The organism is Pseudoalteromonas qingdaonensis (genome assembly GCF_038739665.1).
GTDB lineage: Bacteria > Pseudomonadota > Gammaproteobacteria > Enterobacterales > Alteromonadaceae > Pseudoalteromonas > Pseudoalteromonas qingdaonensis.
The window spans coordinates 18,128-31,827 of record NZ_JBCGCU010000003.1; the positions used below are offsets into that span (position 1 = coordinate 18,128).

Annotated in this window: 9 protein-coding genes; 6 read left to right on the forward strand and 3 right to left on the reverse strand. The window is 51.2% G+C overall.

From position 1 onward, the window contains the following. The first annotated feature begins 9 nt into the window (after window positions 1-9). Window positions 10-4,467: a glutamate synthase large subunit gene (gene gltB / locus WCN91_RS03750; protein WP_342676441.1), complete on the forward strand. Its 4,458-nt coding sequence runs from the start codon at window positions 10-12 to the stop codon at window positions 4,465-4,467. Between the two features lie 8 nt (window positions 4,468-4,475). Further along, window positions 4,476-5,891, forward strand: a complete 1,416-nt coding sequence (locus WCN91_RS03755) for an FAD-dependent oxidoreductase (protein WP_342676443.1) — start codon at window positions 4,476-4,478, stop codon at window positions 5,889-5,891. A 79-nt stretch (window positions 5,892-5,970) separates the two neighbouring features. On the opposite strand, the gene recN is transcribed toward WCN91_RS03755, so the two are convergent. Both recN and nadK read right to left on the reverse strand, forming a co-directional pair. Continuing rightward, window positions 5,971-7,644 (reverse strand): DNA repair protein RecN, encoded by a 1,674-nt coding sequence (gene recN, locus WCN91_RS03760; protein WP_342676445.1) that lies wholly within the window; start codon window positions 7,642-7,644, stop codon window positions 5,971-5,973. A gap of 226 nt (window positions 7,645-7,870) precedes the next feature. Then, complete coding sequence (nadK, locus tag WCN91_RS03765) at window positions 7,871-8,755, reverse strand: NAD(+) kinase (RefSeq protein ID WP_342676447.1); 885 nt, start codon at window positions 8,753-8,755, stop codon at window positions 7,871-7,873. Between the two features lie 88 nt (window positions 8,756-8,843). Between nadK and WCN91_RS03770 the strand changes: the two genes are divergently transcribed. After that, window positions 8,844-9,788, forward strand: coding sequence for an HrcA family transcriptional regulator (locus WCN91_RS03770; protein ID WP_105264404.1), 945 nt, complete (start codon window positions 8,844-8,846; stop codon window positions 9,786-9,788). 59 nt (window positions 9,789-9,847) lie between these two features. Beyond that, the gene (gene grpE, locus WCN91_RS03775) at window positions 9,848-10,417 is read left to right on the forward strand and encodes a nucleotide exchange factor GrpE (protein ID WP_342676450.1); all 570 of its coding nucleotides are present in this window, start codon (window positions 9,848-9,850) and stop codon (window positions 10,415-10,417) included. A 193-nt stretch (window positions 10,418-10,610) separates the two neighbouring features. On the opposite strand, the gene WCN91_RS03780 is transcribed toward grpE, so the two are convergent. After that, window positions 10,611-11,804, reverse strand: a complete 1,194-nt coding sequence (locus WCN91_RS03780) for a multidrug effflux MFS transporter (protein ID WP_342676451.1) — start codon at window positions 11,802-11,804, stop codon at window positions 10,611-10,613. A gap of 211 nt (window positions 11,805-12,015) precedes the next feature. Between WCN91_RS03780 and WCN91_RS03785 the strand changes: the two genes are divergently transcribed. Next, window positions 12,016-12,810, forward strand: coding sequence for a M48 family metallopeptidase (locus WCN91_RS03785; protein WP_342676453.1), 795 nt, complete (start codon window positions 12,016-12,018; stop codon window positions 12,808-12,810). A 15-nt stretch (window positions 12,811-12,825) separates the two neighbouring features. Next, window positions 12,826-13,365, forward strand: coding sequence for a hypothetical protein (locus tag WCN91_RS03790; protein WP_342676455.1), 540 nt, complete (start codon window positions 12,826-12,828; stop codon window positions 13,363-13,365). Window positions 13,366-13,700: the final 335 nt, after the last annotated feature.

Below are 13,700 nucleotides of genomic sequence, written 5' to 3' on the forward strand. Positions count from 1 at the left end.
GGGTCCAAAATGTTATATGACTCAAGTTTAGAAAAAGATAATTGCGGCTTTGGCTTAATAGCCCAGGTCAACGGTCAGGTTAGCCATAAACTTATTCGCACCGCCATTACCGGATTGGCGCGTATGGAGCATCGTGGCGGTATTTCTGCCGATGGTAAAACCGGCGATGGCTGTGGTTTATTGATGCAAAAGCCCGATAGCTTCTTTCGTGCTATTGCCAAAGAAAATGATTGGTTGTTGGGTAAAAACTATGCTGTAGGCATGCTTTTTTTAAGTCAGGATCCTGTCCAGGCACAGGCGGCCAAGACGCTTGTGGCAAAAGAATTAGAGCAGGAAACCCTGACCTTGGTGGGCTGGCGCGAGGTGCCTGTGGATACCAGTTATCTGGGGGATATTGCCTTGGCGCAATTGCCGCAGTTTGTGCAGGTATTTGTCAGTGCCCCTGAGGGCTGGCGCCCAAATGACTTAGAGCGCCGCTTGTATATCGCCCGGCGCCGAATCGAAAAGCAGTTGCAGCAGGATAAGGATTTTTATATCGCCAGCTTGTCAGGTCTGGTGACCGTCTACAAGGGCTTGATGATGCCCGAAGACCTGCCGAATTTTTACCTCGACTTGGCCGATATGCGTATGACCACGGCCATTTGTGTGTTCCACCAACGCTTCTCCACCAATACCCAACCGCGCTGGCCTTTGGCTCAGCCGTTTAGATATTTGGCGCACAATGGCGAGATCAACACCATCACGGGCAACCGCCAATGGGCCAGAGCTCGCGCCTATAAATTTGCCTCGCCGCTGTTGCCGGACTTACAAACCGCGGCGCCTTTTGTGAATGAAAGCGGTTCGGATTCATCGAGCCTGGATAATATGCTCGAGCTGTTTTTGGCCGGCGGCATGGACCTGTTCCGTGCCATGCGTATGTTGGTGCCGCCAGCATGGCAGAAAAACCGCGCCATGGATGAGGATTTACGCGCCTTCTACGATTTTAACTCCATGCATATGGAGCCCTGGGATGGCCCCGCCGGCATAGTGATGTCGGATGGTCGCTTCGCCGCCTGTAATCTGGATAGAAACGGCCTGCGTCCGGCACGCTATGTGTTGACCCAGGACGGCTTTATTACCCTGGCCTCAGAAGTGGGGATCTGGGATTATGCTGCCGATGAGGTGGTGGAAAAAGGCCGGGTAGGCCCAGGTGAGCTGATGGTCATAGATACTTTGCATGGCAAGGTATGGCATTCCGATGAAATCGATCAGGACCTAAAAGCCCGCCACCCTTACAAGCAATGGCTTGAGCAAAACGTTAAGCGCCTGACGCCTTTTGAGTTACTGAGCGATAAAGAGGCGGGTAACCGTTCGTTCGATGAAGAAACCCTGCTTATCTATCAAAAGATGTTCGCCTATACCAATGAAGAGTTGGATCAGGTGATCCGAGTGATGGGTGAAAATGGCCAGGAAGCGACAGGATCCATGGGGGATGACACCCCGTTTGCCGTGCTGTCCGAGGGACATAGATCCCTGTTCGACTATTTCCGCCAGAAATTTGCTCAGGTAACTAACCCGCCCATAGATCCACTGCGGGAAAATCATGTTATGTCTTTGGCGACCTGTATTGGCCGCGAACAAAATGTCTTTAACGAGACCACGGGCCATGCCAAGCGCTTGCAGTTTGACACTCCTATACTTATGTATTCCGACATGGTACAGCTGCGCAGCGCCAATGATGAGCACTACAGCCATAGTTCAATCGATTTAAATTACACCGCCGATGAAACCCTGGAGCAGGCCTTAGTGCGCATTTGTGATGAAGCGCAGCGCAAGGCCGAATCCGGTGTGGTGATGTTGCTGCTCAGCGACAGACAGATCAGCCAGGACAGCCTGCCTATTCCGGCCGCCATGGCTGTAGGAGCTGTGCACCAGCGCCTAGTCAACAACAGTCTGCGCTGTGATACCAATATCATTATCGAAACCGGCAGCGCCCGCGACCCGCATCAATTTGCTGTCTTACTTGGCTTTGGTGCCACCGCTATTTACCCTTATTTGGCCTATGAATCCTTGGTGGCTATGAGCGATGCCAAGGTAATTAATAAGACCTATCGCGAAGTGACGCTTTCGTATCGTAACGCCATCAACAAGGGCTTACTTAAAATCATGTCTAAGATGGGCATTAGTACAGTGGCTTCCTATCGCTGCTCCATGTTGTTTGAGGCCGTTGGCCTGTCCGAGCAGGTGGTGGAGCTATGCTTTAACGGCGTTGCCAACCGTATTAGTGGTGCCGGTTTTGAGGATTTCGAGCAGGATCAGTTGAAGTTGCGTCAGCTTGCCTTTAGCGCGCGTAAGCTTTTGACTCACGGTGGTTTACTAAAGTTTGTTCATGGCGGCGAATACCATGCCTATAATCCGGATGTGATCCAGTCGCTGCAAAAAGCAGTGCGCTCCGGCGATTATCAGGATTATCTGCGTTATGCAGACTTGGTTAATAACCGGCCGATCACTAACATTCGCGATATGTTGGCGCTTAAGGGCGGCACTGATGCCATTGCCATCGATGAGGTAGAAGCACCCGAGGAGCTGTATAAGCGTTTCGACTCAGCGGCCATGAGTATAGGTGCCCTGTCACCGGAAGCGCATGAGGCTCTGGCGATTGCCATGAACCGCCTCGGTGGTTGCTCCAATTCGGGTGAGGGCGGCGAAGATAAGTTGCGTTATGGCACAGAGAAAAACTCCCGCATCAAGCAGGTGGCGTCAGGCCGCTTTGGCGTAACGCCGCATTATTTGCGCAGCGCCGATGTGATTCAAATCAAGGTAGCACAAGGCGCCAAGCCGGGCGAGGGCGGACAATTACCTGGCGAAAAGGTCACCCCCTATATCGCCAAATTACGTTACTCGGTGCCCGGTGTGACCCTGATTTCACCGCCACCGCATCATGATATTTATTCTATAGAAGATCTAGCACAGCTGATTTTTGACCTTAAACAGGTGAATCCGGAGGCCATGATCTCGGTTAAGCTGGTGTCTGAGCCCGGTGTTGGCACCATAGCCACTGGGGTGGCCAAGGCCTACGCGGATCTTATCACCATAGCCGGTTATGATGGCGGCACAGGCGCCAGCCCGCTGACCTCGGTCAAATACGCCGGCAGCCCATGGGAGCTAGGTCTGGCGGAAACCCAGCAGGCGCTGGTGGAAAATGGCTTGCGTCATCGTATTCGCTTGCAAACCGATGGTGGCTTAAAAACCGGTCTCGACATTATTAAAGCGGCTATATTAGGCGCTGAAAGTTTTGGTTTTGGTACTGGCCCCATGGTGGCGCTTGGCTGCAAATACCTCAGAATTTGTCATTTGAATAACTGTGCCACAGGTGTGGCGACTCAAGATGAAACCCTGCGTGCCAAGCACTATCACGGCCTGCCGGAAATGGCGATGAACTACTTTAAGTTTATCGCTCAGGAAGCGCGCGAATTGATGGCTTCCTTAGGCGTAACCCGCTTGGTTGATTTGATTGGTCGGACCGACTTGCTTGAGGCGCTTGAAGGCAAAACGACGAAACAGCAAAAGCTGGATTTATCGCACTTGCTGGCACAACCAAAAAATATAAGCGGTCAGTCCTTATATTGCTCCATGCCCAATACCTCGCACTATCGCGGCGCCCTTAATGAAGAGCTGTTGGCGAAGACAAAGCAGGCCATAGACAATCGCAGCGGAGCCAATCTGGTGACGCGTATCTGTAACACCGACCGCTCGGTAGGGGCTATGCTTTCCGGCTATATCGCCGCCCAGCATGGTAACCAGGGCATGGCCGCAGAGCCGCTGCGGATTGAGTTGCATGGCACCGCTGGTCAGTCGTTTGGGGTATTTAATGCCGGTGGTCTGGAAATGACGCTTGTCGGTGATGCCAATGACTATGTGGGCAAGGGCATGGCTGGCGGCCGTTTGGTGGTGCGCCCGCCCTTGGGGTCTTGTTTCTTGTCACATCAGGCGGCAATTATAGGCAATACCTGTTTGTATGGTGCCACCGGCGGCAAATTATATGCCGCGGGCTGCGCCGGTGAGCGCTTTGGTGTGCGTAACTCAGGGGTCACCGCCGTGGTTGAAGGCCTTGGCGACAACGGTTGTGAATATATGACAGGTGGCGTGATCTGTGTGCTTGGCAAAGTGGGCATTAACTTTGGTGCTGGCATGACCGGAGGTTTTGCCTATGTGCTTGATGAAGCAGATGACTTTACCAAACGTATGAACTCTGAGCTGGTGGAGATAGCGAGCCTAGAGCAGCTGCCGACTCATCAGGAGCATCTGCGTGGTTTGATTGCTGAGCACCTTGAGCTGACCGGCTCGCAGCGCGCCGAGGCTATCCTGGCCAGCTTCGATCTTTACTTGCCCATGTTTAAGTTGGTGAAGCCGATTTCCAGTGATCTTCATAGCCTGTTGGGACACCGCGCCCGCAGTAGCGCCGAACTACGTGTGCAGGCGCAATAGGAGGAAGTATGAGCCAGAATGTTTATCAGTTTATCGATGTACAGCGCGTCGATCCGCGCAAAAAGCCGATCTCTACGCGCAAGCAGCAGTTTGTTGAGATCTATGAGCCATTTTCACAAAATCAGGTCGACTCTCAGGCGGATCGCTGCCTTGACTGTGGCAACCCTTATTGCGAATGGCAATGTCCGGTGCATAACTATATCCCGCAGTGGTTAAAGCTTATTCGCACCGGACGTATTCTCGAAGCGGCGGAGCTTTCTCACCGTACCAACAGTCTGCCTGAGGTCTGTGGGCGTGTGTGCCCACAGGACAGGCTTTGTGAAGGCGCCTGTACTCTGAATGAGGAATTCGGTGCCGTCACCATAGGTAATATCGAAAAATACATTACCGATACCGCCTTTGCCATGGGCTGGAAACCGGATATGAAGCACGTGGTATGGAGCGATAAAAAGGTCGCCATTATTGGTGCCGGTCCGGCAGGACTAGGCTGTGCCGATGTGCTGGTGCGTAATGGCGTGAAGCCCGTGGTGTTTGACCGTCACCCGGAAATCGGCGGCCTGCTGACCTTTGGTATTCCTTCGTTTAAGTTGGAAAAAGAAGTGATGCAACGACGTCGGGAAATCTTTACCGAGATGGGTGTCGAGTTTCGCTTGAACACAGAGGTGGGCAAGGATATCGAGCTGCAACAGATCATCGACCAGTATGATGCGGTCTTCCTCGGTGTGGGTACCTATCAAAGCATGAGTGCCAACCTTGAAAACGAGGATGCCGAAGGCGTGCACGACGCTCTGCCATTTTTAATTGGCAATACCAACCGAGTGATGGGCTATGACGAGGGTGATGCACCCTACCTTGATATGCAGGGCAAGCGGGTAGTGGTACTCGGTGGTGGTGATACCGCCATGGACTGTGTGCGTACCTCGGTGCGCCAACAGGCGCAGCAGGTGATCTGTGCCTATCGCCGTGACGAAGAGAATATGCCTGGCTCCAAACGTGAGGTAAAAAATGCCAAGGAAGAGGGCGTTGAGTTTATGTTTAATGTTCAGCCCAAGGGTATAGTGGTGGACGAGCAAGGTCGAGTGAGCGGCGTGCGCATGGCGCAAACCCAATTGGGCGAGCCCGATGAAAATGGTCGTCGTCGCGCCGAAGAAGTTCCCGACTCAGAGCATATAGTTGCCGCCGATGCCGTGTTGATGGCCTTTGGCTTTAAGCCCCATAAGATGCAATGGCTGGAGCCCTTTGGTGTGGAAATAAATCACTGGGGTGGCATTAATGCCCCAGAGCAGGGCGCCTTTACCCATCAGACCACCAACCCGAAAATTTTTGCCGGGGGTGATGTGGTAAGAGGCTCGGATCTGGTGGTTACCGCCATCTTTGAAGGCCGTAATGCCGCCGAAGGTATTATGGATTACCTGGAAGTGTAACCTTGGAAGCAGCAAAGCGGGCATGGGCCCGCTTTTTTTATGCGCTGTTTTTATTCACAGCTTTTATGTGCTGATAATGTTAAGCGTGCGCCGCGATTAGCTCCTTGGCATTGGCTAAGGTGGTTTTACTGATATTGTCACCGGCCAGTAGGCGGGCGATTTCATCAACGCGGCCTTGCTTATTCAGCGACAGCATTTGTGTAAAGGTTTCATCATTGGCCACCTGTTTGGCCACGAAGAACTGGTTCATGGCGCTGGAGGCTACCTGGGGCAGGTGAGTCACACATATAACCTGAGTAGATTGGCCAAGGCGACGCAGCAACTTACCTACCGCTGCGGCGGTTGGCCCTGAGATCCCCACATCCACTTCATCGAAGATTAGCGTTGGCGTGGTCACGCGCTGGGCGATGATCACCTGGATTGCCAAACTGATCCGCGAGAGCTCACCGCCAGAGGCAACCTTAGACAACGCCTGCATGGGTTGGCCCGGGTTGGTGCTTACCAAAAATTCGATGCGGTCTAAACCAAGGCGGCTGGGTGTGCGTGCTAAGTCAAAATCGAGAGCAATGGCAAAGCGGCCATTTTCCATCGACAGCTCATGCATACTGGCGCCGATCAGTTCGCTTAATTCTTGCGCTGCGGCTTTACGGCTGGCGGATAACTGCTCGCAGCATTGCTGATATTCATTCAGTGCTTCGGTTATCTCAGCATCGAGCTGAGCCAGGCGCTCATCATCAACACAAATAGCTTCCAGATCCGTTTTAATTTGCTGGTGATGTGCAGCCAGAGCCTTAGGTTCAACCATATGCTTGCGCGCCAAGGTGATGGCGGTGCCCAAGCGTTCATCGAGCTGGGCTAAGCGCTCCGGATCAAGCTCAGCGCTATCGCAATAACCGCGCAGCTCACGGCTTGCCTCTTCTACCTGCACGCAGGCATCGTTAAGCATGGCGGCGATGCCTTCTAAGCTTGGGTCTATGGCGGCCAGCTCGCTAATGGCAATAGCACTGTGCTGTAGGGCGCCGTTAATGGTTTGCTCATCGCCTTCGTACAGGGCATAAAGTTGCTGCTGTGAGCCTTCCAGCAAGTGCTGAGCATGGCTAAGACGATTATGCTCCACCTCAATTTGCTCATATTCGCCGTCTTCTAAAGCAAATTCATCGAGCTCGGCGACCTGATATTCAAGCAGTTGTTTTTGTGCCTGTTGCTGGGCGTGTTTGGCCTCTAACTCGCGCTGCTCCAACTGTAACTTTTGGTATTGGCTAAAGCTTTGCGCCGTATTTTCAAGTAAGGATTTATGGCCGGCGTAGCCATCGAGTAATTGCAGCTGATGGTCGTTTTTCAGCAATAGCTGGTGCGCATGCTGACCATGGATGGATAATAGGTGTTGCCCCAATTCCTTTAACTGAGCGGCGGTAACACTGATGCCGTTGATATAGCTTTTGCTGCGGCCATTTTTCGCCACTACGCGTCGCAGCAGGCATTCTTGCTCATCGGCCTCGAGCATATGCTCTTGCAAAAACTGTTGCGCCTTGGGCAGGCGACTAATATCGAAACGGGCGCTAATGTCCGCTTGTTTGGCACCGGGGCGCACTGCCGCGGCATCGGCACGCTCACCTAAGCACAGAGAGAGAGCATCGATGGCAATCGATTTACCTGCACCGGTTTCCCCTGTTATTGCGGTCATACCGGCATGCCATTGGGTTTCAAGCTCGCTAACAATAGCAAAATTAGAAATGGTTAATCCCGAAAGCATACTGTTTATCCATCCAGTTATACACTAACTGTTAATCTATACAGTAGTTGTTTTTTTTGCAAATTAAATTTTAAACAATTTACGCTTGCTCTGGCTCGGTACATTTGTTGTCAGGCTCTCTAGCTGGTGGCTTGTACTCGATACCTGGCTTAGTTAAAGCCTATACCTTGTTAACCTCGGTTAGCTTGCGCTGAAAACTCCCTCGCTGATGTATTCCAAAGTAACTTTAATACAGGCGTGAGCCCCAATTTAGTTTTTGGCGCAGCACGTTATAGTAGGAGTAATCCGTGGGATGAATTAAGCGCAGCGGTTTTTCCGCTTTTTTGATCACCACCTCATCGCCTGGCAATGTAGCCAGCACCACATGGCTGTCGCAACTGACCTGCAGGCTGTCGGTGTTATCCAAGCTCAGTTTAAGGCGAATAACGCTATCACCATCGACCACCAAGGGGCGGCTTGATAGGGTATGAGGGAACATGGGCACCAAGGACATGGCATTAAGACCCGGAGTAAGAATAGGGCCGCCGCCAGATAATGAATAGGCGGTGGAGCCGGTCGGCGTTGACACTATCAGACCATCAGATTTTTGCGAAAACACAAAATCATCGTTAATAAAGCATTCGAATTCGATCATGTGCGCCACCTTGTCGGCGTGCAGCACAGCTTCATTCATCGCCGAGTTGGCACTTTTAAGCTCGGCATGGCGAAACACTTCCACTTCCAGCAAGAAGCGCTTTTCTTCTATATAATGACCGCTGAGCACTTGCTCCAGCGCGGGTTCAAAGCCATCTGGGTTAAGGTCGGTTAAAAACCCCAGTTTGCCGCGGTTAACGCCGATCACGGCCACATTAAAACGGGCCAGTACCCGCGCGGCGCCAAGCATATTGCCGTCACCGCCGACCACTATGGCCAGGTCCGCTTGCTCACCGAGCTCGACCAAATTGACCAGATTAGCGTCTTCTGGATTCGCCAATTGGCCGCCATAATGACGCTCCACCAGGACCCGGTAACCTAAAGCTTGCAAAAAGGCATAGAGGCGTTGTAATGTCAGCGCCGCGCCTTCATGATTTGCTTTACCAATTAAGCCAATAGTTTTAAAAGAAGCGCTCATATCTGTGCCATAAATGTAGTAACTCTTTATAGAGTAACGCAAAAGTGGTGGGGTTGAAACTGAGGCAAAGAGCCTAAATTATAACAATATGAAATTATCTCCACGTGATGAGCAGATATTCTCTGCGGTAATGAGTTTATACTGCGACGGTCAGGGTCTGCCGGTTGCCTCTTCTCGTATTGCCAAGCAAAAGGGCATGGCGGTGTGCAGCGCCACCGTACGCAATGCCATGGCACGCCTCGAAAAACTAGGCTTACTCTATTCGCCCCATACCTCGGCCGGACGTATTCCTACCCAGCAAGGTTTTGATTTTTGGTTCGATTCCTACTTTCATCTAGATCAGCTTGGTCAATATTGGCAGCCGCCACAGGAAAAACTGGTGGAATTTGCCCATCATCTGGCGCGGCGCTACAAGGTGTGTTGTTGTGTTGGTTTGCCTCAGGTTACCACTCAGTGGGTGTTCCGCGTAGAAGTGCTGGACTTTGACCGCACCCATTGGCTGGTGCTGCTGTTGGACCGCCAAGGTCAGGGCCACAATATCCTTATTACCAAGCCCCTTGAGGCCAATGATGATATTCGCTATCAGTTTGCCACCTGGTTGAATTCGGTTTTTGCGCAGCAAAACCTGCTTGAAGGCTTGCACCGAATGAAGGCCATGAGCCGCACCGCGCCTCATTATTGTCATGGCTCCTTGGCGCAGTGGACGCGGGAGTTAGGAAATAAACTGGGCAGCGACAACAGTATAGTGGTCGGCGAAAATAACCTTTATGCCTACACAAACAGCGAGCAGGAGCTAAACATAGGTGCGCGTTTCTTACATGGCATCGAAGATAAGCTGGCGTTTCGCAACGGTGTGTCCGTGCTGTTTGGCGATCAGTTGCCCTTACCGGGTTTTGAACCCTTCTTAGTTTTTAGTCTGGCTTACTTTGCCAACCAGGAATATCAAAGCCGATTTTGCGTGATTTTGCCAAAGTCGGCGCCGATTGAGGCGATCATTCAAGAATTTGCGCAAATCGAGCACCTTGACTCTTGAATCCGCTAAATACATCCCCATAATGAATCGCAGTTACGCAGTTTTTGGAGAATATAAAGATGTCTGAGCAATCCCAGGCTAACGAACACGAACAGGAAAATCTTGAGGCGCAAGCCGAGCAAGAGCAGGGCTCACAAGAGCAAAGCATTGAAGCTGAGTTAGCGGCTCTATACGCGGAATTAGAAGCTGCAAAACAAACCGTTGAAGAGCAAAAAGACAGCGTGATCCGCGCCGCCGCCGAAGTTGAAAACATTCGTCGTCGTGCTGCACAAGATGTTGAAAAAGCACATAAGTTTGCGCTCGAGAAGTTTGCCAACGAACTGCTTCCGGTGATCGATAACCTAGAGCGTGCCATCGAATTTGCCGACAAAGAAAATGAAGCCTTGGCACCTATGCTTGAAGGCATCGAAATGACGGCCAAAAGCTTTGTTGAAGCCGTTGGCAAGTTCAATGTCGAAGTGGTTAACCCTCAGGGTGAGGCGTTTAACCCAGAACTTCATCAAGCCATGGCAATGCAACCGAGCGAAGATGTTGCACCTAATACTGTAATCGCTGTAATGCAAAAGGGTTACACCCTGAACGGCCGTTTGTTACGCCCGGCCATGGTTATGGTATCGAAAGCTTCTTAAGATTTTGATTAATAGAAAAATGCCCGCTTGTTATACCAATTCTGTTAAGTATGAGATCAGATATAGCGCTGGATAAATGATATGATCACAAGGCGGAATTTTTCTTATGTAGTTATTCTACATTGAAAAATTCCAACACCGTGAGCATGATATTTAGCCCGCTAGAATGATTAGCTATTTAAGTGAATTGGTATTAGTGGGCATTTTTTTTGCGCTGCCAAAGCTGAGTCACAGCGATTAGGATAATAGCCACAAACATCATGGTGGAGAAGGGCACCGCATTCACCGGATGAATTAGCGCTAAAAAGGGTCCCACTAAAGCACCGCTGCCAAAGCGCAGTGTACCTATAACCGCCGTAGCCGTTCCTGAGTTACGCTCAAATTCCATTAGAATAAGGGCATCGGCATTAGAGGCGATAATGCCTAAACTCATCATCAGCGGCGCTATGCTCCACACTATGTAGTACAGCGACTGCTCCATCAGGCTAAAGGCCAACAAGGCGCTGCCGCTGACAAGCGCCAGAGCCAGACCAAAATACAGCATATTGCGCGAGCCCACCTTAGGCACCACCCGGGTGTTAATAAAGTTACCCAGCATCAAGGCGATAACATTAAACGCAAAGAGCAGGCCAAAGAGTTGCTCCGAAACCGCAAAATAATCCAAGTAGATAAAGGGCACCGAGGTTAAAAAGCAGAAAAACGCAAAGGAGGCCAGCATGGAGCTAAGTATATCGGCGCGAGCCTTAGCCTCACTGAGAACCACGGCATAGCTGGCAAAAAACAGTTTCAGACCACGGTGCTCACTGCGATAAATGGGGATATCGATCAGGTGCATCTGCACCCAGGCCAGACACGCGAAGGCATAGCCGCCGAGTACCAGAAATATTACCTGCCACTGCGCCAGGGTTAGAATTGCCGAGCCTATGCTGGGCGCTGCCAGTGGCGCAACCATCATGATCATCGACACATAGCTCATACCCTTGGCGGTATTTTGCTGATAAATATGGCGAATAATACCGGGCACCACCACGGTTGCGGCGGCGCCGGTAAAGGCCTGCACACTGCGCAGTAACCAAAATAGATAGATGTCTTCGCAAAAAGCCAAAGCCACCGAGCTGAGCCCAAACAAGGTAAGGCCGATACGGGCCAAACGGCGACGGCCCATTTGGTCGGCAATGGGGCCAAAAAACAGCATGCCTAAAGCATAGCCAGCCAGGTATACGCTCAGGGAAATTTGCACCTGGGGCATGGTGGCGCCAAGATCTTTGGCAATTTGCACCATGGCCGGCAAATACATATCCACGGCCAGCGGCGTAATTGCCACAATACTGGCCAACAAAGGCAATAGCACACGCCGACTGGGCGTTCTTGTGTCGGTTAAGGACATAGATACAATATCTTCTAAGTTGGTGATGGAGAGACTAGGGGAAAGTGCGCAGGCAGCGTACAGTGCCTAGTTTGTTCACTATAGCACCAAGGTTTAGAAGGGAATAGGGAAACCTTATTAACATTATGTTAATTAGACACTTTATTCGACGCTAGGCGTTGCGTTTATGGTTTGCTATGCTTGTCGCAAGAGAAAATGGGAAGTATTAATAATGAAAAAACTAATCTTAGCCCTTAGTGTGGCGGCCGTTATCGCCGGTTGTAAAACCTCACCTACCGGGCGCACTCAGGTGACCTTGTATTCCGATGCACAAATGAGCCAGTTAGGCGGCGCCAGCTTTGAGCAGATGAAAAAAGAACAAAAGGTTAATACCGACTCACGCACCAATGCTTATGTGCAATGTGTGGCTGATGCAGTGATCCAGGTGTTGCCGGCAAAATATGCGCAGCAAAAGTGGGAAGTGGTGGTATTTGAGGAAGACTCGGCCAATGCCTTCGCCCTGCCAGGCGGCCATATAGGTGTGCACACCGGCTTACTTAAGGTCGCGCAGAACCAGGATCAACTAGCGACCGTGATTGGCCATGAAGTGGGCCATGTGATTGCCGAGCACTCCAATGAACGTGCTTCACAAAGCCAAATGCTGCAAACCGGTATGCAAATTGGCGCCGTGGCAATGGATATGGGTGAGATAGGTTATCGCAATGAAATCATGGCGGCTCTTGGTTTGGGCGCTCAGTATGGTGTGATATTGCCATTTAGCCGTACCCATGAAAGCGAAGCCGATGAAGTGGGTCTGGAGCTGATGGCCAAGGCGGGTTTTGAACCACAGCAATCTGTTGCCCTGTGGCAAAATATGGCGAAAAGCGGCGGTGCGACGCCTCCTGAGTTCTTATCTACGCACCCGGCGCCAACTAGCCGTATTAACGACCTGCAAAAGCGCATGCAAGCTGCCAACGCCTTGTATCAGCAGGCTAGAAGTCAGGGTAAGCGTCCTCAGTGTCGTTAATTCTGGGTTAGTAGCATGCCTAAGCTAGCCCTGTGCTTGGCCTTGCTGCTGGCTGCGGCCTTGACCTTAGACAGCCTGATCTCGGCGCCTGTATTTGCTATTCAGTGGCGCAGCCCCGAGTTTATGGCGGGCATAGCGCCGACCTTTAACCTGGTTAAATTACTGGGTATGGCCGTACTTACGGCCTACCTATGGTGGGGCGTACCGCGGCGGCAGTATGCTCCCGCCATCACAATTGCGCTGCAGTGTGTGGTACTAATATGTGCAGTACATACTGTGGTTTTGCTGATCGGCAGACAAAGCCTGGTGAGTGATGCTGAGCACTATACCTCTAAGGGGCCCTATACGGTGCACACCATAGAATCTCGGGATGCCAGCAGCAGCCGGCAGGTGCTCTATTGGCGTTGCCAACGCTCGCTTGGTTTTTACTCGCTGCAGGAGCTACAGCAGTTTCCTTATTATGTTGAGGCTACTTTAGAGCAGCAAAACGGCAAGTGGTATTTTATGTCGCAGCAGCGCTATGAATTGGACACTGGCAATTGCGACCGACAGTAATATGAATTAGGGATTATTATCAGCATAGCCCTTAGGTTACGTATTACATTGCCTTCCCAGGCTTTTATCTGGCCTCATCCATGAGTCCCTCGTTCATTCTTTTTGAACGACGAAAAAGAACGAACCAAGAAAACGTCGCCCCGACATCACATTCCTTCCTCAAAATGAAAATTGAAATGTACGCAACCGCTATGTACGGTACTTCCTTGTCCCGGACATAGCTTTGCAAACATCCATGTTTGCTAATTGCGCTTCAATTTTCACTTTTCGGGTGTGATGAAGGGGATATGACGTCTGAAACATTGCAATTACCGGTTGTGACTGACTGAAAATAA